At 62.0% G+C, this 18,341-nt stretch carries 23 protein-coding genes; 9 read left to right on the plus strand and 14 right to left on the minus strand.

Annotated elements, in window-relative coordinates; all coding sequences use genetic code 11:
• Positions 1 to 299: 299 nt before the first annotated feature.
• Together QTI51_RS32090 and QTI51_RS32095 are read right to left on the minus strand one after the other, a co-directional pair.
• On the minus strand, positions 300 to 563 hold the full coding sequence (locus QTI51_RS32090; protein WP_286517325.1) for a hypothetical protein: 264 nt from the start codon (positions 561 to 563) through the stop codon (positions 300 to 302).
• Between the two features lies 1 nt (position 564).
• Positions 565 to 801, minus strand: coding sequence for a hypothetical protein (locus QTI51_RS32095; RefSeq protein WP_286517326.1), 237 nt, complete (start codon positions 799 to 801; stop codon positions 565 to 567).
• A gap of 182 nt (positions 802 to 983) precedes the next feature.
• Here QTI51_RS32095 and QTI51_RS32100 point away from each other — a divergent pair, with 182 nt between their 5' ends.
• The 3 genes from QTI51_RS32100 to QTI51_RS32110 all read left to right on the plus strand — a co-directional run bounded on the left by QTI51_RS32100 (position 984) and on the right by QTI51_RS32110 (position 3,799).
• On the plus strand, positions 984 to 1,724 hold the full coding sequence (locus tag QTI51_RS32100) for a Crp/Fnr family transcriptional regulator (RefSeq protein ID WP_503011562.1): 741 nt from the start codon (positions 984 to 986) through the stop codon (positions 1,722 to 1,724).
• A 118-nt stretch (positions 1,725 to 1,842) separates the two neighbouring features.
• A complete protein-coding gene (locus tag QTI51_RS32105; RefSeq protein ID WP_286517327.1) occupies positions 1,843 to 2,556 on the plus strand; it encodes a Crp/Fnr family transcriptional regulator in 714 nt (237 codons plus the stop codon).
• A gap of 595 nt (positions 2,557 to 3,151) precedes the next feature.
• Positions 3,152 to 3,799 carry a hypothetical protein gene (locus tag QTI51_RS32110; protein ID WP_286517328.1) on the plus strand — a complete coding sequence of 216 codons (648 nt, stop codon included), beginning with the start codon at positions 3,152 to 3,154 and terminating at the stop codon, positions 3,797 to 3,799.
• 303 nt (positions 3,800 to 4,102) lie between these two features.
• Here the strand turns inward: QTI51_RS32110 and QTI51_RS32115 are convergent, their stop codons facing one another.
• The 7 genes from QTI51_RS32115 to QTI51_RS32145 form a co-directional block, all read right to left on the minus strand.
• Positions 4,103 to 4,483, minus strand: a complete 381-nt coding sequence (locus QTI51_RS32115; RefSeq protein WP_286517329.1) for a hypothetical protein — start codon at positions 4,481 to 4,483, stop codon at positions 4,103 to 4,105.
• 90 nt (positions 4,484 to 4,573) lie between these two features.
• On the minus strand, positions 4,574 to 4,948 hold the full coding sequence (locus QTI51_RS32120) for a response regulator (RefSeq protein ID WP_286517330.1): 375 nt from the start codon (positions 4,946 to 4,948) through the stop codon (positions 4,574 to 4,576).
• 878 nt (positions 4,949 to 5,826) lie between these two features.
• Positions 5,827 to 8,385, minus strand: a complete 2,559-nt coding sequence (gene ligD / locus QTI51_RS32125) for a DNA ligase D (RefSeq protein WP_286517332.1) — start codon at positions 8,383 to 8,385, stop codon at positions 5,827 to 5,829.
• A 12-nt stretch (positions 8,386 to 8,397) separates the two neighbouring features.
• Positions 8,398 to 8,616, minus strand: a complete 219-nt coding sequence (locus QTI51_RS32130; protein WP_353506564.1) for a DUF3606 domain-containing protein — start codon at positions 8,614 to 8,616, stop codon at positions 8,398 to 8,400.
• A 550-nt stretch (positions 8,617 to 9,166) separates the two neighbouring features.
• Positions 9,167 to 9,370, minus strand: a complete 204-nt coding sequence (locus QTI51_RS39020; RefSeq protein ID WP_353506565.1) for a hypothetical protein — start codon at positions 9,368 to 9,370, stop codon at positions 9,167 to 9,169.
• Between the two features lie 411 nt (positions 9,371 to 9,781).
• Entirely contained in the window at positions 9,782 to 10,189 is a 408-nt protein-coding gene (locus QTI51_RS32140; protein ID WP_286517333.1) for an Hsp20/alpha crystallin family protein, read from the minus strand.
• Positions 10,190 to 10,213: 24 nt separating this feature from the next.
• On the minus strand, positions 10,214 to 10,651 hold the full coding sequence (locus QTI51_RS32145) for an Hsp20/alpha crystallin family protein (protein ID WP_286517334.1): 438 nt from the start codon (positions 10,649 to 10,651) through the stop codon (positions 10,214 to 10,216).
• A gap of 661 nt (positions 10,652 to 11,312) precedes the next feature.
• On the opposite strand from QTI51_RS32145, the gene QTI51_RS32150 reads away from it, so the two are divergent.
• A complete protein-coding gene (locus tag QTI51_RS32150; RefSeq protein WP_286517335.1) occupies positions 11,313 to 11,846 on the plus strand; it encodes a DUF4142 domain-containing protein in 534 nt (177 codons plus the stop codon).
• Positions 11,847 to 11,898: 52 nt separating this feature from the next.
• Complete coding sequence (locus QTI51_RS32155) at positions 11,899 to 12,147, plus strand: GlsB/YeaQ/YmgE family stress response membrane protein (RefSeq protein WP_286517336.1); 249 nt, start codon at positions 11,899 to 11,901, stop codon at positions 12,145 to 12,147.
• A gap of 310 nt (positions 12,148 to 12,457) precedes the next feature.
• Here QTI51_RS32155 and QTI51_RS32160 read toward each other — a convergent pair whose 3' ends face one another.
• Complete coding sequence (locus tag QTI51_RS32160) at positions 12,458 to 12,625, minus strand: hypothetical protein (protein ID WP_286517337.1); 168 nt, start codon at positions 12,623 to 12,625, stop codon at positions 12,458 to 12,460.
• A gap of 262 nt (positions 12,626 to 12,887) precedes the next feature.
• Between QTI51_RS32160 and QTI51_RS32165 the strand changes: the two genes are divergently transcribed.
• The 4 genes from QTI51_RS32165 to QTI51_RS32180 all read left to right on the plus strand — a co-directional run bounded on the left by QTI51_RS32165 (position 12,888) and on the right by QTI51_RS32180 (position 15,875).
• Positions 12,888 to 14,108, plus strand: a complete 1,221-nt coding sequence (locus QTI51_RS32165; protein WP_286517338.1) for a zinc-dependent alcohol dehydrogenase — start codon at positions 12,888 to 12,890, stop codon at positions 14,106 to 14,108.
• A 34-nt stretch (positions 14,109 to 14,142) separates the two neighbouring features.
• A complete protein-coding gene (locus QTI51_RS32170; RefSeq protein WP_286517339.1) occupies positions 14,143 to 14,355 on the plus strand; it encodes a DUF3606 domain-containing protein in 213 nt (70 codons plus the stop codon).
• A 225-nt stretch (positions 14,356 to 14,580) separates the two neighbouring features.
• Complete coding sequence (locus QTI51_RS32175) at positions 14,581 to 14,844, plus strand: hypothetical protein (protein WP_286517340.1); 264 nt, start codon at positions 14,581 to 14,583, stop codon at positions 14,842 to 14,844.
• 158 nt (positions 14,845 to 15,002) lie between these two features.
• Positions 15,003 to 15,875 carry a glucose 1-dehydrogenase gene (locus QTI51_RS32180; RefSeq protein ID WP_286517341.1) on the plus strand — a complete coding sequence of 291 codons (873 nt, stop codon included), beginning with the start codon at positions 15,003 to 15,005 and terminating at the stop codon, positions 15,873 to 15,875.
• 68 nt (positions 15,876 to 15,943) lie between these two features.
• Here the strand turns inward: QTI51_RS32180 and QTI51_RS32185 are convergent, their stop codons facing one another.
• From QTI51_RS32185 to QTI51_RS32200, 4 genes are all read right to left on the minus strand, one after another.
• The gene (locus tag QTI51_RS32185) at positions 15,944 to 16,204 is read right to left on the minus strand and encodes a hypothetical protein (protein ID WP_286517342.1); all 261 of its coding nucleotides are present in this window, start codon (positions 16,202 to 16,204) and stop codon (positions 15,944 to 15,946) included.
• Positions 16,205 to 16,606: 402 nt separating this feature from the next.
• Positions 16,607 to 17,149 (minus strand): DUF421 domain-containing protein, encoded by a 543-nt coding sequence (locus QTI51_RS32190; protein WP_286517343.1) that lies wholly within the window; start codon positions 17,147 to 17,149, stop codon positions 16,607 to 16,609.
• A 30-nt stretch (positions 17,150 to 17,179) separates the two neighbouring features.
• Positions 17,180 to 17,890 carry a glycosyltransferase family 2 protein gene (locus QTI51_RS32195; RefSeq protein ID WP_286517344.1) on the minus strand — a complete coding sequence of 237 codons (711 nt, stop codon included), beginning with the start codon at positions 17,888 to 17,890 and terminating at the stop codon, positions 17,180 to 17,182.
• A 53-nt stretch (positions 17,891 to 17,943) separates the two neighbouring features.
• Complete coding sequence (locus QTI51_RS32200) at positions 17,944 to 18,294, minus strand: DUF2934 domain-containing protein (protein ID WP_286517345.1); 351 nt, start codon at positions 18,292 to 18,294, stop codon at positions 17,944 to 17,946.
• Between the last annotated feature and the right edge of the window lie 47 nt (positions 18,295 to 18,341).

The following is an 18,341-nucleotide window of genomic DNA, read 5'->3' on the forward strand; positions in this document are numbered from 1 at the left end:
TCGCTGCCTGCTGTCAGGGTGTCCGCCATGGCGAGGGTCGTCTGTACGCCCCCGTACAGACTGGTGGGAATTTGCAACCTCAGGCGGTCCCCCTAGCAGGCGTCATGTCGCGAGAATCAGACCCAATGCGACTCTTTCAGCATGGCTGCGAGTCTTCGAAAGATGTTGCTGCGTTTACTGACCCGCAGCGCGAACAGCTAGCCGGCCTGCCGATTGCCCCGCGCGCGCGCGGAAGTTCCCACAGGGCGACGTGTCGTTGACTCGCTCATCCGAAACGATCCTGAAGGAACGCGAAAACGTCAGCGTGGCTCGGCACCCACGGCGTCTTGGATTGCCGCCCTTCCTGCGTTTTCCGACGAAGCGGATTTCCCCCGGGGCGTCACGCGCATCACGATGGCTTGACCCGAATAGACGGTTCTTCCACGCTCGTGCGTCACTGGCGGCAGCTCGGCTTCAATCAGCCCCGCGCTACGCAGCAACTCGCACTTCTGAATCTCTTCCTGATCGTCGAGCTTCAGGGGCAATTCCGTACAGCAAAGGCGGCAGAGCAGTCGCATGGGCATGTCATTCTCCTGAGGGCCCGCCTGCGGGCGTACGAGCAACTGATACCTCGGGTGCGCTGGCTTCGTGGTCGATGTTGGCGCGCAGGGCCGCATCGAGCACGGGCAGCTTGCCGCTGTTCATGCGCGTCTGTGCGATCCACACCACCGCGTGGTGCAGGACCTTCGGCAACTGCCTGCTACTCAGGTAGGCCCGAACCAGCTTGTCGGCGGCAACTTCCGAATAGTTCATCGAGTGCATCGTGTGTTCCTCCAGAACAGAGAGAGATCTGGTTCCCACGCTAGCCAGAAACAGGTTCTAGCACCGTTCGCTAGCGCACCGAAGCGCTCATCTGGCAATATGTCCAGGGTATGTGCGTCACCGCACAGACGTGCAGCGTTCTGCCGCGGAATCATGTGAGCTTTGGAAGGTCCCTCCCCCCTATGGCATTGCCCCCGCGTTCGTCTTCGCTCAATATGGCCCCCGCGCGCAATGGCCTCCTGGATGCCATCCCTCCCGAGTTGATGGCCCGAATGAAACCTTCCCTGGAACTGGTGCAGCTGGGTCTGGGCGAGGTGCTCTACGAGTCGGGCGTGGTGCAGCAACACGTATTTTTCCCGACCGACAGCATCGTCTCGCTGCTGTATGTGCTGGAGAACGGCCAGTCGGCTGAGATTGCGGTCGTGGGCTTCGAGGGCATGGTGGGCGTGTCGCTGCTCATGGGCGGAGGCAGCACGCCCAACCGCGCGGTGGTGCAAAGCGCCGGCCATGCCTTTCGCTTGAGTGCCACCCATATCAAGGAATTGACGGACAAGGGTGGCCCGCTGCTGCACCTGCTGCTGCGCTACACACAGTCGCTGATCACGCAGATGTCGCAGACGGCGGTGTGCAACCGCCACCATTCGCTGGAGCAGCAGCTGTGCCGCTGGCTGCTGCTGAGCCTGGACCGCCTGCCCGGCAACGAACTGGTGATGACGCAGGAACTCATTGCCAACATGCTTGGCGTGCGGCGCGAAGGCGTGACCGAAGCGGCGGGCAAGCTGCAGCGTCTGAACCTCATCAAGTACGCGCGCGGCCATATCACGGTGCTTGATCGGCAGGGGCTGGAACGGCAGGTGTGCGAATGCTACGAAGTCGTCAAGCGCGAGACCGACCGGCTGTTACCGCACCGGCTGGCCACCTGAGGCGGTGTGTGGGTACGGCGGCGCACAAAGGGCAAGCCCTCGGTGAGCAAGAATGGCTCGCCAGCGCTTTTGCAGCGTTGGCATTTCTGACCTTTTCCTCTTCCTGACAGGCGGTTTCGTGGCTCCAGATCCGTCCGCCTCCATGGTCAACCGGCTGCTCGAGGCCCTGCCTCCCGAAGAGCACATTCGGCTGCTCTCGCGCTGCGATCAAGTGCAGCTGGAGGGTGCGCAGGTTCTATACGAGCCGGGCGACGTTATCCGGCACGTGCACTTTCCCACCACGGCCTTCGTGTCGCTGGTGTCCACCGCGGATGGGCACGACGGTCTGCAAGCCGGCATGGTGGGCAACGAAGGCGCACTTGGCTACGAGCTGTCGCTGGGTGCGCAACGCGCTCCGTTGCGCACGCTGGTGCAGGGCGCGGGCCTGGCGTGGCGCCTCTCTGCGCAGTCGTTCGAGCAGGAGCTGGCGGACAGCGCAGCGCTGAAGCGCGTGCTGCATCGCTATGTGTGCGTGCTGCTGGCCGAATTCGGCCGCTCGGGCCTGTGCCATCAGTTCCACCAGATCGAGGAACGCCTGGCCCGCTGGCTGCTCACCACGCAGGACTGCGCGCAGTCGGCGCAACTTACGCTCACGCATGAGGTGCTGGGGCGCATGTTGGGCGTGCGCCGGGTCGGCATCACCAACGCGGCCACGGCGCTGCACACGCGCGGCCTCATCTACTACCGGCGCGGCGTTATCGCCATCACCGACCGCCAAGGGCTGGAGAACGCGGCCTGCGACTGCTACCGCGCCAATCGGCGCAGCTACTCGCAACTCATTGCAAGGGGCTAGCAAGCGGTCGAATCAGACTACGGCGTTGCGAAAGCCGTGCTCACGCAGCCTTGCGGCTCCCGGTCAGCCTGCCAGTGCTGGCAGAGACGCCAGTAACAAGTAAAGATTCGCTTGCTGCCGTTTTCCGGGCAAGGCATGTTGCCCCCGACTTACTCCGCCGTGGACCTCAGCTCGGCGAGCAGCACGACGCGTTCGCGCAGCAGCAGCGGTAGAGGAATCGACGAGTTCAGTGAACATCGAGAGGTCGAAAAGGGTCAATTCCTATGCCAATCAATTTGCCGCGGCGCATCGAAATGCTGCCTTTTCGCTTGCAGCTCGCTCGCCCACGCTTTTGTCTCGGCTAAGGTGTTGGCGTTGATGTTCAGGGTCTTTGCATGAACGGTCATGCTCTCGTCAGAGAATAAGTCTGCGGGCGCGAGCGGCCCAAGTTGGAAGAGCGACGACGATGGCAAGTTGATCGCGACGTTCGATCCGCAAATGCAGCATCTGCGTTGCCGGTGTTTCTCACGAACGCGCGAACCTGCTGCAGAGGCCGCGCGGCCCGCCGTTCATATACAAGACGCTTACAAGACCGTCGCGGTACCATCTCCCAACCATGCCACTCTCACGCTTTCAGAAAGAACAAGCTCTCAAACGGGCAGGGGTTCTAGTGCCTCCCTACCCGGTCACGCCGGCGGGCGGCGAAATCCTCGGCGACCTCGATGCCGCCCGAGCGCTACTGGCAGCAGGCACGGCCTGGGATACTGAGGTTGACCGCCTGTACCTTCAGTTGCTGGCAACCAGTGAGGCCGCGGAGCCGCAGGAGGCCGTTAAGCAGTTCATGGAGACGTGCGCCTCCAAGAGCCTCACTGAAGCGCTCGTTTCATTGAATGCTCGGGTACCTCATCGATACACGGCTGTCTATCAACTGGAAGGCGCCTTGCTCCGAAACGTGGAACTGGTCGACAAGGCGGGGGAGGCACGGCCTGAGTTCCTGAAAGCCGTGCCCCTGGGCTCCAGCTTTTGCCAGTTCGTGCTCCGAGACGGTGTGTTTTTGACGAGCAATTCGGCTCAAGACGATCGACTCACCGGCCATCCGTACAAAGGCGTGATGGTGGCCTATCACGGGGTCCCGATTCCGAAGCCGGACGGAGGGCTGTTCGGCACGCTCTGCCACTTCGACGTTCTTGAGCAACCTCTCAGCGATGCGGAGTATGAAAATCTGCGCGGCGTGGCCCGGGTATTGCCCGCCTTTCTTCGCTGAAGGTTGCAGCCAATGGCGGCAAGGTCCGAGCCCACCTTGGGACTGAGCGCGCCTCTCGCGCCCGCAGATCAGCGGCCGCGAGGTATGTGCCCGGGCGAGTCATGTTGACCCGGCGCGATCAGTCGATCAAGCCCGCCAGCACCCCGGTAGCAGCTCGCGCGCGCGGCTGTTCGCTGTTCGGCAAGCGCTCGATCACCTCCTTGAGGCACTGGTACGGGTCGTGGCCTTCAAAGGCATGATCTCTCCAAGAAGCAATCGAATCTCCATGATCTGCGTTCAGGGTCCCACTTGAAAGACGCCTGCTCAAGGCCGCGACCGCCCACGATTCATCGGGTCTGGCAACCGAGGCGACATAGCCAAAAATGGCGCGAGCAACGCGGAGCGCTCACGCGCTGTCGCTGTCCTCGCCGCGTTGACCGTCGGCGTCAACCATTCCGTGGATAGTGGCGAAGAGATCTTGGGCCGCTGCAGACTCATGCGCGACTGGTGTGTCGCCGACGCAGTGTAAAAAGATGGGCACCCGCATATCGTCGAGGTGGCGGGCGTTGCAGGGATGAAGGCGACGATATCGATCAAATGGCTCGCGCCTTCCTCCAACGCCTTCAACGCTTCTGGATTGAGGATCACGAAGCGCTCTTCGTCCAACTCGTAACCCTTGACCATCTCGGCCTGCGGTGAAGCCATTGATGGCGACCCCGATACCTGCTGTGCACTTATCAAACGCATCACGCCGGAAGGCAGGGCTGCGCTCGCAGGGGCACCCAATCCCGACGTCTAGGGAGGCGGCGTAAGACGCTCGAGGAAATCCAGGAGCCCGTCAATTTCCGTGGACTTGTCGAAAATCGCGTCTGCCCCGAGCTCCTTCGCACGGCGGCGGATTTCCTCGGTGGCATAGTTAGAGAAGATGACCACGCGCTGGCCAGCGCGTCGATTCACGCAGCTCGCGAGCACGCCCAAGCCAGACCCCTCGCGCAAGAAAAGGTCCACCACCGCCACGTCCCAACCATCGTGCGATTCAAGCCAAGCGATCGCCTCGGCCTCGGTCTCGGCGACACCTTCCACGCGGGCCTCAGACAACGCCTCGAGCGTCGGAATAAGGTTGTCGCGGATTACCTTGTTGTCTTCGACGAGCAATGCATGAATGACCATGCTGCGAAGGTAAGCCGCGAATCCGTCTCATTTGTAGGAAATAGGGCCTGCGGAAAGAAAGCATGGCGGCATTTCGCATCTCTGATGCCGGTCCTTCCTGGGATGTTGAAAGGCCTTGGCCCAGGTCCCTGGGCATTTTCTCGTGCCGGCAAGTTCGCCGCACGTAGCAATCGCTACGCTACCCGATCGGAGTAGCTTCCACGCCGTGGGCGCCCACGGGGATTCCGGCGCGTGAGCGGCTCTTACCTCGAAGACCGTTCCAGCGTCCGCTTCGCGCCTCCAAGGGCGTCAGGTTCGCGATCATCCCGCCTGCCCGTCGCAGGATTTGCATGTTCTCTTCGAAGATCTGCTTCGGTGTGCCTGGGTCGTGAGCCGCTTCGAACGGGGCCAACGCTTCCATCCGAACTCTGCACATGCGCGAGTCAATGCCCGGAAGTGCTCGGCGGCATCGGCGCGGAAAATCGGGACCTGCGAGGTAGACAAGCGGCAACGACGGAGAGGGCATGCCGGCACTATGCGGAGCCTTCAGGTCGCATCGTTGTCGGGATCGATGCCACTGTCGCCGACAGGATCGGCGTCTTCGTCCTCGTGGGACAGAATCAACGCTCCAGGGACGAAAAGTCCGACGCGCTCCGCGAGGGCCTGCAGGACCGCTCGATTCGAGTCGGGAGACTTGGAATGGGGAATGTTTGACTCTGCATCGGGCACGGCAAAAATCCTCATTTGCGCCAGGCCGAGGCTAAGAAAAGGAACGCACAAATGCACGCCAACGCGCTTTCCAGCGTGCAAGCACTCCGGCACGCTCGCCTTCGGCGCGAACGTTGGCGATCTCCGAGGCAGTCCATTGGCGCAGCGTCGCCTCTGGCGACCGATGCTTGTCACCGCTTGTACCCCAACAGCTTCATCGCCTCCGCAAGCGGCTGGCGTGTCTTCCAATAATCGACCCACGGGTCTGACGTTTGGAAAGACAGGTGCTCGCGCGCGGTGCGCACGGTCCATTGGGCCCCGCTCTTCAGCTTGGGAAGATCGTCCCAACTCACAGGGATCGACACGCCCAGGCCCGGCCGCGCGCGCGCGGAGAATGCCGCAGCGGTCGTCGCACCATGGCCATTTCGCAGGTAGTCGATGAAAAGTTTGCCTATTCGGTTGCTTGGGCCGCTCTTGGACACGAATCGCATGGGGATCGTCCTGGCCATATGCTGGACAATGGCTTGAGAAAATCCCTTCACCGTGTCGTAGTCGTAGCGCGGCGCCAGCGGGATGACGACATGCAGCCCTTTGCCCCCACTCGTCTTCAGCCAGGATTCCAGGCCCAGAGCGTTGAGCATGGTTCGCATGAGCGTCGCAGCTTCCTGGATGTGTTCCCAGGTTGTCCCTTCGCCGGGGTCCAGGTCGAAAATCATCCGGTCGGGCTTGTCGATGGCCTTGGCCGTCGAATTCCACGTGTGGAACTCAATCACGTTCATCTGCGCGGCGCCGACCAGCGCCTTTCCGTTGCCCACCTCGAGCAGTGACGTATGCCCCGGCCATAGGGTTTCTTTCAACTCGGTGATGCCGGGAATGCCGATTTTTTCGCCGTGCTTCTGGAAGAACAACTCCCCCGTGACCCCAGCAGGACCGCGAACGAGAGAGCAGGGGCGCCCTTTCAGGTGTGGCAGGATGAAATCGGCGACCGATTCGTAATACCTCACCAGGTCGAGTTTGGTGACGCCAGTGGTGGCGTCGATCACCCGCTCCCCGTGACTCACTTTGATGGTTCTTCCGGCGTCCCTGCGGCTGGCGCCGGCAACGCCAATGTCGCTATTGGCGCCCACAGCCGCAGGCGCGCCAACGACCTTCGGTTGCTCTCTCACGATGGCCTCGGCCGGCTTGTCGTCGCGCAGCCCGATGAAGGATGCATGCCTCACTTGACCATCCGGCGTCCATTCGGCGAACGAAGCCTCTGCCAGGAGGACTGGCTTTACCCAACGCTCGCTGCCCACCTTGCGCTTGGACCATCGGCCCGGCTTCGAGGTGCCTTTGTCGAAGGGGGATGCGTCGACAGCCAACGGCAGGAGCTGACGCTTGAACTCAGCCGCCTCGTCGCCGCTCCAACCGGTTCCTACGCTGCCCGCAGGGACCAGGTTGCCCTGGTCATCATGAATGCCGAGCAGCAAGCTTCCGATTTGGGCGCTGTTGTCCGTCCGGTCCGTATACCCGCACACGATGAATTCCTGGCGGAGCTTGCATTTCAGCTTCAGCCAGGTCTCGCTGCGACGCGACACATAGGGGGCGTCTGCCCGTTTGGCGATGACACCCTCCAGGTGCATCTGGCAGGCAGACTTCAGAATCGAAACCGGATCGGCTGGGAAATCAGCGCTGAAACGCACGTGCTCAGATGCGCGCTCTTCGAAAAAATCCCGAAGAAGCGCTCGACGCTCCTTCAACGGCACTTCGCGAAGGTCCGCGCCTTCGAAGAAGGGGGCGTCGAAGACGAAATACACAATCTGCTCGGCGCCTTTGCGCTGGTCGAAAGCGTTCTGCAGGGCATTGAAGTCCGGTGCGCCATTGGCGCCCAACACCACGATTTCACCGTCCAGGAACGCGGAATTCAGGCCGAGCGCGCCGAGCTCGGAAACGAGACCTGGCATCTTGGCGGCCCAGTCATGCCCACCGCGGGTCATGAGGCCAATCCTGCCCTTCTCGATGCGAGCCATGAGCCTGTAGCCGTCGAATTTGATTTCGTAGAGCCATTCGCCCGCCGAAGGAACGCCGGCGGCCAGCGTGGCGAGCTGAGGCTCGATCTTGGCGGGCAGAACGGCTTTGCGCGCGCTGGCCAGCGGGTCTGCTTTCCTGGCAGTCTTGCGCCCGAGGGCCGCTGCAGGTCGAGCTGCAGCCTTCTTCAATGGCTTGGAAATAACGCTGTCGGGCAGGGCGGTGAGCACGTTGTACTCCAGGTGCGGCCGCGCGAAGTCGTCCTTTTTCTTGAAAAGAATCCACGGTTCCTGCCTCTCGCCCTCCTTGGCGATCTTCACAAGTTCCCACAGGCCTTCCAGCTTCTGACCATGCAGCCTGAACACCAGCTTGCCGGCGGCCAAGCCCTTGCGCGGGTCGCCCACAGGCTCCCAGGTGCCGTTGTCCCAAACGATCACGGTGCCGGCGCCGTACTGCTTCGGTGGAATGGTGCCCTCGAAGCAGGAATAAGAAATTGGATGGTCCTCTACGTGGATAGCCATCCGTTTCTCTTTGGGATCGAAGCTGGGGCCTTTGGGCACGGCCCAAGACAGCATGACTCCATCCAACTCGAGGCGGAAGTCGTAGTGCAGTCGAGAAGCTGCATGCTTCTGGATCACGAACGACAGGGCGGCCGGGTTGGCTACGCCGCCCTCTGAAGGCTCTGCGGTCACGGCGAAATTGCGCTTCGCCTTGTAGACGGACAGCGCGTCGGCCTTCGGCATGATGGCCGCCGGCTACTTTTTCTTCGCCAGGTACTCGCGGACCTTCTCTGCCGAATGGCCTACAGCCTTCACAGCTTCACGCAACTCGCCCGGGGTACAGCCCAGGCTTTTGGTCCAGTCCCGCACTTCGTAATCTTCTTCAAGCGAGATGAGTTTGCGGTCGAGCGCGGTTTTCTTGCTGTCGTCTGTCATGCGTGCCTCCCAAAAAACAATAACCTTGCGAGGGTTCATGGACTGCCGTTGTAGGCGGTCGTCGCGAGCGCGACTCAGATGTTGGCAGTTCGCGCATCAACACGGCGGGATTGAGCGCGAGCGGCGCACGCCCCGTCAGTCCTTATACGGCTGCGGGGCACGGGCGAACGAACGCAGGATTTGGGGGTGAGATCTGACCGCCGGTAGACGTCCCGCGTCAGCGCCAGCGGTCTTGAAAGCGCCGTCGCCGCACATGGCAGCGCTCCCACCGTGTTACTCCAACGCCATCGCAATCTGTTGCACACATTCCGCGATGACCACCAAACGGGCAACACCTGATGCCTGCTCATTTCGCGACACGGATCAAAGAAACATCAAAAAGAAGAGGTTTTCTGCACATGAGGAGCTTGCCAACTCAACGTCGGCGTCAGCAAAACGAAGCGACGTGAGCTAGCGATGCAATTTGCATGGACTCGACTGTCCACACCCAGATCGAAGTTGAGATTTTCTATTCCGCAGTGCGCGAAGCCATCAAGGACACCGACCTGTTGGATGAAGCCAACGATCGAGCACGCAAGTGCGAAGGATCTCATCCCAGTTGCAGGAGGCCCCCAAGGGGGACGACATGTTTAACGCTAAGGTCAAACTGCTTGGAGAGTGCATCGACCACCACGTCAAGGGAATGCAACGAACTATTCCCGAAGGCAAGGGCGGCACGCCAGCTCGACCTCGTTGCGATGCGCGAAACGCTCGCGGCGCGCAAGGAGGAGCTGATGGCAAGAATGGCGGTCATGGCCTAGCGCCTACAACTTGATTTCAGTCCACCCGCAGTCGCCCAACAGGGCGGCTTTGTGACTTGTACGAGCGAAAAATCACAAGCAAAAATGCGGGTGAAGGCCGAGCTATTGGCGATCTCGTCGGTTCGATGCCCGCCACGACGAGCGCGTCGCTAAGTTCCACGTTCAACCTGCAGCGCTCGCGCGTGAAACCCGGTCGTGCAGGGAGCGTCACTCGATCGACGAGCGCTCCGAAACACCACCGATTTCCCATGAGAGTAGAGCGCGCACCAGCGCCTCAGGGGGCATCGATCGCGACTTTATTGGGCCGGCCTGCACCATCGATGCGCGGACCTGAACGGTTCTCCCGCCAAGTCTCAGCGGCGCGTGAAGGCCGTCGCCCGACGATCTAAGCCCCTGGTACTGGGTTAGTCGACCTTTACCTCAATACGTCTGGGCTGCGCGTGTGACGTCTTGGGGATCCGGAGTTTGAGCACGCCCTGCGACAACTCCGCCGTCACATTCTCGGTGTCCAGCTCCTTGCTGAGAGTGAACACGCGGCGAAAACGGCCAAACTCCACCTCGGTATGGCTCGTCTTCAGCCCTTCGGGTGTCTTCAGGGAAGACTCGGCGTCGATGGTCAGCGTAGCCCCTTCGACATGCAGGTTCAGTCCCTCGCGACGCACGCCAGGCAAGTCTGCATACAGCGTGATGCCGCTGACATCCTCGATCACATCCACAGGAGGTGTGAGTGCTGCCGCGTCGTAGCGAGAAGCATCGGAGGCGGCAGCGTCTTGGCGCACTGCGCGACCGGCGGTCTGGACATCGTGGTTCATGGTCATCTCCTTTGATCTGAATAGCTATTGAATATCGATCCGACGTGGCTGTGCAGAGGCGCGACGCTGAACGGTGATGTGAAGAAGGCCGTCTCTCAGCTTCGCATCCACGGCTTCAGGATCTGCGTCTTCGGGCAAAGTCATCACACGACGAAACGCGCCTTCGAAACGCTCATGAATATGAACTGCAGCCTTGCCTTCAGGCGGCGTCGCAATGCCCTTTCGCTCTCCGGAAATGGTGAGCAGGCCCCGCTCCAGGTGGAGCTCGAGCGTGGCGGGGTCCACGCCAGGGGCAAATGCGTAGATCTCCAGCGAATGATCAGTGCTCCCAACGTTCAACGCTGGAAACCCGTCGCGTGGAAGGCCGCGGATATTGGGCGACAGATCAGCGGCTTGGCGGATGTCCCGTTGGAGCCGATCAAGCTCGGCCAGGACGTCTCGGGGAAACAGGGAACGGTACATGACAAACCTCCAGAAGTTGCAGGCACCCCCCGGTCGTCGGGGCGGCGATCAAAGCAAGAAACGTACGGCGGCGCAAGGCGTTTTGGCTCGGTGCCGCAGGCCCTACTGCATCCGTGGCGGCTCGCGTGATTCGGACGTCGTGCGAAGGAGCTTGGCCCACGGCGCAGATCTGACCCGAGGCATCCTGAAGCGCCACCGTGGAGGGCGTGATTCGGGGTATTGAAATCTCGCGAGTTCTTCGCGGCCCTTCTGCGTGATGGCCAGCACCTGGGCCATAGATGGCGCGTGAGGGGGGTGTGTAGCAGACGACAACATCGCCACTACCAAGCCGGCTGCGCTCAACACCCTGACTTGATCGATGTCCTCGGTACGGTAGAACGTCAAAGGCAAGCGGGAGCCGGCGATTTGCTTGAGCAAGTTCATGGTCATTCGATACCTCCTTTTGCGGGTGACCAGGTTCCGACGGTGTGAAAGTTAGGTGCCGCCCGAAGAGTCTTCAAGAGCACCATCTACATTTTTTTTGGGCGCGGTTGTCGCCTCGCAAGCGTTCCTCCGCTATCCCCTGACAGCCGGCGCCAGTCAAGTCGAAATGGCAACTTCCTACAAGGCGCGAGGCCCGCGCATGCCAGCGTATCCGCTTCACGAACGACCTGGAAATTCCATGTTCAAGCTCCCAAACTCCGCCGTCATCGCTGCGGCCTCGGCCACATTGGCAATGTCGATGTTCGCTCCCGTTGCTCAGGCAGCCGGGAAACTCTCATCCGCAGACGAGTCGATGCTCAAGGACATTGCGCGAGCCAATATCGCGGAAATCGATAGCGGCAGGCTCGCGGTCGAAAAATCGACAAATCCCGAGATCAAGAAGTTCGCCCAAATGATGGTCGATGACCATTCGAAGGGTTTGGAGGAGACGAAGGCGTTGGCTTCGTCCAAGAGTGCAAGCTTGCCTGACGGGCCCGATACGAAGCACAAAGCAGCGATGATTGAATTCAAGACGCTATCGGGCGGTCTGTTCGACAGCCGCTACGTGAAGCAGGCGGGCGTGGGCGACCATGAGGCAACTGCGAAGCTCTTGCAGAAGGTGCAGGCGGAAGCCAAAGATGCGGATCTCAAGGCCCTCGCCACCAAGATGCTTCCCGCCGTGCAAGGCCATCTCCAACATGCGCAGGATCTCGCCGCCAAGACCGGCAAATGAACCCACAGGCTTGAGGCGGGAGCGAAGCGCCCGCGATCTTTAAGGACAACACATGTCACTCATCTGGACCATCATCATCGGATTTCTTGCAGGCCTGGTAGCGCGGGCGGTACTGCCCGGGCGTCAGTCGCTCGGCATCATATGGACGACCTTGCTAGGTATTGTGGGGTCGGTGATCGCTACTTACATCGGGCAAGCCTTGGGGTGGTATGCCGCGGGAACCGGGGCTGGATTCATTGCATCAGTCGTCGGTGCGATCATCGTTCTGGTCATCTACGGGATGGTCGCGAAGCGGGCGTAAGCAGGCAGGAGCCTGCCGGGAGCTCGGGATTCCGCGGCCCCGGACTCTGCCCTCCCGCTGTGCTGCTCGGCCAGACATGGAAAACAGGGTGTTGTTCGCCAGAACGGGCTGCTGCTCCTCTCCCAACCCGCGACCATGTCGCCTTCGCGCCCCAGCATAGCCTCGAGGCCAAGCTTGGCTCCCTGAGCGGCGCCGGCCTTTCCGCTGGCCACTTTCTCGCCAAGCATGTCTGCGCGCGCGACGGTGGCGAGTGAACCGTTGTGATCAGCCGCAGAAGAGATCTGGTGGCTCCATCTAAGGGATCGTTGTCTCAGGATGTGCGCTTGTTCGGCGGCTGTGCCCGTTCCTGCACTTCCTGTTTCGCCGCCGGATCAGTCGGCAGTTCGGCCGGCGTCCGACCGTCGGGATTGGCGCCGGTGGTTGGCTTGGGCGTCTTGGTGGGACTGCCCGCTGAATGAACGCTTCGTCGCTGGGTCATGACCGGTCTCCGAATATGTACAGGGGATTCACGATGGCACCTTCAAAACGTGCCCGTGTAGGAGGGTGGCGCGTGAACTCCGAAGGAAGCCGGGCGCCGGAAGCGATTCACATCCATCCATCGGCACCGGCGAGCCGGCGCGCAGGACGATTGCCTGTGCTCCTACACGGAGGCTGGATGGCGAGACCTAGCTTCCAGCACCGGGGCAGTGTTCCCGTCCCTGCATCTCCCGTTGCCTCCAACCCCTAAGGAAAACTGCGCCATGAAAGCCCTGACCTACCAGTCCTCCAAGAACGTAAGTGTTGAGACGGTGCCCGATCCGGTGCTGGAGCAGGAGGACGATGTGCTGCTGCGCGTAACCGCCACGGCCATCTGCGGCTCCGACCTCCACATCTTCCGCGGCAAGATTCCCGACATGGAGTCCGGCGACATCCTCGGCCACGAGTTCATGGGCATTGTCGAGGAGACGGGAAAGGGCGTCACGCGCCTGAAGAAGGGCGACCGCGTGGTCGTGCCCTTTACCATCGCCTGCGGCCAGTGCTTCTTTTGCAACAAGACCCTGTTCGCGGCCTGCGAAACCACCAACCCTGGACGCGGCGCCATCCTCAACAAGAAGAACGTTCGCTCCGGTGCGGGGCTGTTCGGGTACTCGCACTTATACGGCGGCTATCCTGGTGGCCAGGCGGAGTACGTGCGCGTGCCCAAGGCCAACGTGGGCCCGCTCGTGATCCCGCCGGGGCTGGCCGACGAGCAGGTGCTGTTCCTGTCGGACATTCTCCCCACGGGGTACCAAGCGGCGTTGAACGGCGAAGTCGGGCCGGGCTCGACGGTAGCCATCTTCGGCGCGGGTCCGGTGGGGCTGATGGCTGCCGCCTCCGCCCGGCTGCTGGGCGCTGAGCGCATCTTCATGGTCGACGAGCACGCGTACCGCCTCGAGTTCGCGCGTGCCACGTACGGCGTGGAACCGATCAACTTCAAGGACATCGACGACCCTGCGGGCGCCATCATCGAGCGCACCGATTTCCGCGGCGTGGATGCATCTATCGACGCTGTCGGGTTCGAGGCCAAGGGCAGCACGTTGGAGACTGTCATGACCGACCTCAAACTCGAGGGCTCCAGCGGCAAGGCGCTGCGACAGGCCATCGCAGCCACGCGGCGCGGCGGTGTGGTCAGCGTGCCCGGGGTGTACGCGGGCTTCATTCACGGCTTCCTGTTTGGCGACGCGTTCGAGAAGGGCTTGACCTTCAAGATGGGCCAGACACATGCGCAACAGCACATGCCCAAGCTGCTTGAGCACATCCAGGCAGGCGACCTGAAACCCGAGGTGATCATCACGCACCACATGGCGCTGGAAGACGCTGCGCGCGGCTATGAAATCTTCGAGAAGGCGGAGGAGGAGTGCCGAAAGGTAGTGCTCACGCCTTCGGGGCCGCGGCCCATGGCGGCCGTCGGGCTCGAGACCAACGGCACCTTGCCGCTCTGATGCAAATTTCTTCAAATTCTTAACTGGAGGCCTCATGGCAGACCACGATTCCGCAACACCCCGCATTGACAAGAACGACTCGACGCAGATCGAACGATGGACGCGCGAACTCAACGTGACGGCCGAGCAGTTGACGGAAGCCATTGCCAAGGTGGGCGACAAGGCGGCCGACGTAGAGCTGTATCTGAAGGGCAGCCGCAGCTCGACCAATTCAGACACTGCGGAAGACGCAGCGAAGGTGAAGTAGCGCGCACAGGCGCCGCGGCGCTGGCGAGCCTCGTCACCTGTTAAATACCTTCTAAAGCGAAGTGTGGGGCGCAAGCCAATCCAGCGCTGACGTGCGACCCGTTCTCGTTTGCCGATGGCGGGGTCACTCTCCGACGGCGTTGCGTCCTTCAAGGATTGCCCCTGCGTGCCTGCGTCGCGCCAGCCATCGACGCGCACGCTCTGTGCAACTCGCGAGGGCATATCCATGAGCAACGACATCACTCCCGCAGACGGCCACTCACTCGAGTACCGCGGTTTTCGATTTGAGCTTCGCATTGAGCCGCAGCAGGGCGGCTATCGTCCGGTCGTCGTTCTGCTCCGCTCGCCTGCAGCTCAAGAAGAGTCACTGCTGCCCAACGACACCGAAGAGATCGTCTACGGGACGGCGGCGGAGGCAATCCGGCACGCCGAGCAACAAGCCATGCGCTGGGTTCACGACCGCACGGGCGACGGGCGAGGGCAGTTCTAGGCACAGTGCGTAGCTGCGCCGGACGCAAGGCGCTGTTCGAGCTTAGAGCAGGGGCGTGGTCGGGCGCGGGTCCTGCACTTGTCCGATGGAATCATGTGAGTCCGTGCGTAGCTTGAGCGCTGGACCTATTCTCAACCCGCAACCGAATGGAGCGCACCATGACAGACCCCCAGAACGCAGGCCCCCGTCCGCCCTTCGACACGCCGGAGCAGTCGCCGCCCGGCCTGGAGTCGAAGATGACGCCACGCCCGGACTTCGGCGAGTCCTCCTACGTCGGCAGCGGCAAGCTCAAGGGCAAGGCTGCGTTGATCACGGGCGGCGACAGCGGCATCGGCCGCGCCGTGGCGCTCGCCTTCGCGCGAGAAGGCGCCGACGTGCTGATCTCATACCTGGCACAGGAAGAGTCCGACGCGCAGGCCTGCAAGGAACTGATCGAGCGCGAGGGCCGGGTATGCGTCGCGGTGGCGGGCGACATCTGCGACGAGGCGCATTGCAACCGGCTGGTCGACACGGCGGTGCAGCGCTTCGGCAAGCTCGACGTGCTGGTGAACAACGCGGCGTTCCAGATGAGTCACAAGGACCTGGGCGACATCACTGCCGAAGAGTTCGATCGTACCTTCCGCACCAACGTGTACGCCAACTTCTATCTCTGCAAGGCCGCCGTGGCGCACATGAAGCCGGGCAGCGCGATCATCAGCACGGCGTCGGTCAACGCCGACAAGCCGAACGCCACGCTCGTCGCATATGCGGCAACGAAGGGCGCCATCCAGAACATGTCCGGCGGCATGGCGCAGTTGCTGGCCGAGAAAGGCATTCGCGTGAACTGCGTGGCGCCGGGTCCCTTCTGGACGCCGCTGATTCCTTCGACCATGCCGCCGGACAAGGTGAAGGAGTTCGGCACGCAGACGCCGATGAAGCGCCCTGGCCAACCCGCCGAGCTGCAGGCTGTGTACGTGCTGCTGGCGTCAGACCAGGCGAGCTACATCTCCGGCGCGACCATTCCCGTGACAGGCGGCGTGCCTTTCATCTGAGTCGGCGGCGATGTTCGCGCATGTACGGATGTGCGCGCGCGCGAGTGCACTGGTTTGCGCTGTCTTGCTCAAACGTTCTGGCTACGGCGGTTTCCGAGGATTTCCTCGAGGACCTCTTCAAGCGTCGACCACGTTGGAAACAGGATCACCTCGTCCGAGGAACTCCAGCGCCCTCCAGCGGCCTTGAGTTTAGTGGCCAGCACATCATCGGCTCCAAGGAGGGCAGGTTGGGACCATCCAACCTTCGGCAGTGATTCCCGCACTTCGCATCCCAGCCGCGCAGCAAGTTTTTCCGCGCGCAATCCGCTCCGTCCTGCTGGAGAAAGCATGTGGTCCTCCAAGTTTTCCGTCTTCAGTTGCCTTGTTTGCTTGCCACTCGGGCTTCCCATTCGTGGGTGAAGTGATCAGCACGAAATTGCAAGCGAGCCGAAACTTCGTCTCGACTGTCTTGATGTGCAGCTACGAAGTCACACCGAGTTCCCTTGCCTTGGCACAACTCGCTTTTGAGAAATCCAGTCGTCGCCGTTTTCGGTCAATACAACGCTGCAGCGCCAACCATGAGGAAGACTAAGGTCGGGTGCAGGGTGGGACATCGCAGGAGAGTAGGCTTTCTGGCAAGTTGACGCTAGCCGTCCACGGCTCGCATGGTCTTTTGACGCATGGCCAAGAAAGGCGGCGGCGGAGCGAAGTAAGGGGCGGAGGGGGCGGAGGGGCAGGGCGGCATTGGTCGCTCAAGCACCGGGCGGGCCGGACGCGCGAGGGCCGCCGCCAGTCGGTGGTGGCTCTCCATCGCCCCGCATCTTGAACACGCTCAAAGTGCCGTCGCTTTCAAGGCGGGCGATGCGTACCTCCGCAATGTCTTCAACGCCTTGTTCGCGCAGCTTGCCGTCGAGTTCCTCGCGTGTGATCATCTCCCGCTTCATCGCCCGCCGGTTCACTCGGCCGTGACGCACAAGCACTTCGGGCACCGGCTCGAGAAAGCGCTCGACCATGGGCGATCTGTAGCTCAGCCAGTCAAGGCCGAAGTTCCAGGCGATGAGGGTCAAAAGCAGCACGAGGCCGTCGTTGATGGATTTGTACTCTCCCTGCATTGCATTGCTCGACGCGTCTGCGACCAGCACGACGAACAGAAGATCGGCGACGCCCATCGAACCGATGTCGCGGCGCAGCACAAAACGAAAGACGAGCAGCAGGAACCAGTAAACGACGGTCCCGCGCAGCACCATGTGCCAAACCGGATACTCACGGGCAAACAGTTCTGCGAGGTCATTCATTCGGACGGCCGAGCACGCGGTGTGCGCATGTCACATTGCAGCTGTCGCGGTGTGCAGTGGAGCGGCCGCCTCGGCGAGGCGCTGCGCCACGGCGTTCAACAGCGCGCCTGCGAACCCGCCCGGTGCCCGCGCGTGCACGCGTGCGCTCGTCACCACGCGGGGAAGCGAACTCCAAGCGACATGGCGACCGGCGGCGACAAGTGCGGCCACCAATGCCTCGTCTTCTCCGCAAGCGAGGTGCCTGAAACCGCCGACCGCACGGTATGCCTCGGCCGACACGCCGAGGTTCGCGCCGTGCACATGACGATGGTCGTCGCGATCAAAGTACGTCTCCTTGAAGTGCGATTCCAGCAGTTCAGCGTTGGCACCGTGTGGCGACCAGTCCTGAATGCAGACGGTGCCACAGACCACATCCGCCTGCAGTTCGAGCTGGTTCGCCAGCCACGCTTCTGAGACCACGGTATCCGCATCGGTGAAGGCCAGCCAGCGGGCGCCGCGTGCCAGCATCGCCTGCGCGCCTGCCGCGCGGGCCATGCCCACGTTGCGCGCTCGAATGCTCAACGTCATCGCACCGGCGGCGCCGGCCTCCACACACGTTGCGTCCGTACAGTCGTCCAGCACGACGACCGTTTCCACAGGCTCACCCGTCAAGGAGGGATGTTGCGCGGCGCGACTGACGGCGGCAAGGCAGATGCGGATGACTTGCTCCTCGTTGTGTGCCGGGATGACGATGCCGATCATGTGACTACCTCCGCTGCAGTGCTTTTTTTGGGTGTGCGTCGGGACATTCGTTGCTATGCACCGCTTCTCTGGCGCACGTGCGCTTCGGCCTCCAGCCAATCGCTCGTCTCGTCGCCAGGCCCGCCGTTGCGCCGCAGATACGCCTCGTAGGCGGCCCGTCGGATCGCGTCATCGGGCGTGTCGTTGCTGGATGGGGAAACGGTTGAATCAGCAGTACCTTCGCTGGAGTAGTCGTCGTCCGGCCCATGGTTCCCGTTCGCCTGCTCGGCTTCACCCGGGTAGCCATGCGGTTTGTTTGCTTCCCGCCCCATTCGGCTTCCTTCGGCCGGGCTGTCTTGACCCACGGCCCGGGCTTGGTCAATGTTTACCGGCGACATCTGCTTTTGACCATCACTTTGCTTCATTGATGACTCCTTTGTGGCTCGCCCCGCAAGGGGCGAGGTATCTTTCA

This window comes from Variovorax sp. J22G73 (genome assembly GCF_030317035.1).
GTDB lineage: Bacteria > Pseudomonadota > Gammaproteobacteria > Burkholderiales > Burkholderiaceae_C > Variovorax.

Bases quoted from the DNA above. Each gene is read 5' to 3' on its own strand.
- QTI51_RS32090 (WP_286517325.1), bottom strand. From the start codon at position 563: ATGCCCATGCGACTGCTCTGCCGCCTTTGCTGTACGGAATTGCCCCTG.
- QTI51_RS32095 (WP_286517326.1), bottom strand. From the start codon at position 801: ATGCACTCGATGAACTATTCGGAAGTTGCCGCCGACAAGCTGGTTCGG.
- QTI51_RS32100 (WP_503011562.1), top strand. From the start codon at position 984: ATGGCATTGCCCCCGCGTTCGTCTTCGCTCAATATGGCCCCCGCGCGC.
- QTI51_RS32110 (WP_286517328.1), top strand. From the start codon at position 3,152: ATGCCACTCTCACGCTTTCAGAAAGAACAAGCTCTCAAACGGGCAGGG.
- QTI51_RS32115 (WP_286517329.1), bottom strand. From the start codon at position 4,483: ATGGCTTCACCGCAGGCCGAGATGGTCAAGGGTTACGAGTTGGACGAA.
- QTI51_RS32120 (WP_286517330.1), bottom strand. From the start codon at position 4,948: ATGGTCATTCATGCATTGCTCGTCGAAGACAACAAGGTAATCCGCGAC.
- ligD (WP_286517332.1), bottom strand. From the start codon at position 8,385: ATGCCGAAGGCCGACGCGCTGTCCGTCTACAAGGCGAAGCGCAATTTC.
- QTI51_RS32130 (WP_353506564.1), bottom strand. From the start codon at position 8,616: ATGAACCCTCGCAAGGTTATTGTTTTTTGGGAGGCACGCATGACAGAC.
- QTI51_RS39020 (WP_353506565.1), bottom strand. From the start codon at position 9,370: ATGACCGCCATTCTTGCCATCAGCTCCTCCTTGCGCGCCGCGAGCGTT.
- QTI51_RS32140 (WP_286517333.1), bottom strand. From the start codon at position 10,189: ATGAACCACGATGTCCAGACCGCCGGTCGCGCAGTGCGCCAAGACGCT.
- QTI51_RS32145 (WP_286517334.1), bottom strand. From the start codon at position 10,651: ATGTACCGTTCCCTGTTTCCCCGAGACGTCCTGGCCGAGCTTGATCGG.
- QTI51_RS32150 (WP_286517335.1), top strand. From the start codon at position 11,313: ATGTTCAAGCTCCCAAACTCCGCCGTCATCGCTGCGGCCTCGGCCACA.
- QTI51_RS32155 (WP_286517336.1), top strand. From the start codon at position 11,899: ATGTCACTCATCTGGACCATCATCATCGGATTTCTTGCAGGCCTGGTA.
- QTI51_RS32160 (WP_286517337.1), bottom strand. From the start codon at position 12,625: ATGACCCAGCGACGAAGCGTTCATTCAGCGGGCAGTCCCACCAAGACG.
- QTI51_RS32165 (WP_286517338.1), top strand. From the start codon at position 12,888: ATGAAAGCCCTGACCTACCAGTCCTCCAAGAACGTAAGTGTTGAGACG.
- QTI51_RS32170 (WP_286517339.1), top strand. From the start codon at position 14,143: ATGGCAGACCACGATTCCGCAACACCCCGCATTGACAAGAACGACTCG.
- QTI51_RS32175 (WP_286517340.1), top strand. From the start codon at position 14,581: ATGAGCAACGACATCACTCCCGCAGACGGCCACTCACTCGAGTACCGC.
- QTI51_RS32180 (WP_286517341.1), top strand. From the start codon at position 15,003: ATGACAGACCCCCAGAACGCAGGCCCCCGTCCGCCCTTCGACACGCCG.
- QTI51_RS32185 (WP_286517342.1), bottom strand. From the start codon at position 16,204: ATGCTTTCTCCAGCAGGACGGAGCGGATTGCGCGCGGAAAAACTTGCT.
- QTI51_RS32190 (WP_286517343.1), bottom strand. From the start codon at position 17,149: ATGAATGACCTCGCAGAACTGTTTGCCCGTGAGTATCCGGTTTGGCAC.
- QTI51_RS32195 (WP_286517344.1), bottom strand. From the start codon at position 17,890: ATGATCGGCATCGTCATCCCGGCACACAACGAGGAGCAAGTCATCCGC.
- QTI51_RS32200 (WP_286517345.1), bottom strand. From the start codon at position 18,294: ATGAAGCAAAGTGATGGTCAAAAGCAGATGTCGCCGGTAAACATTGAC.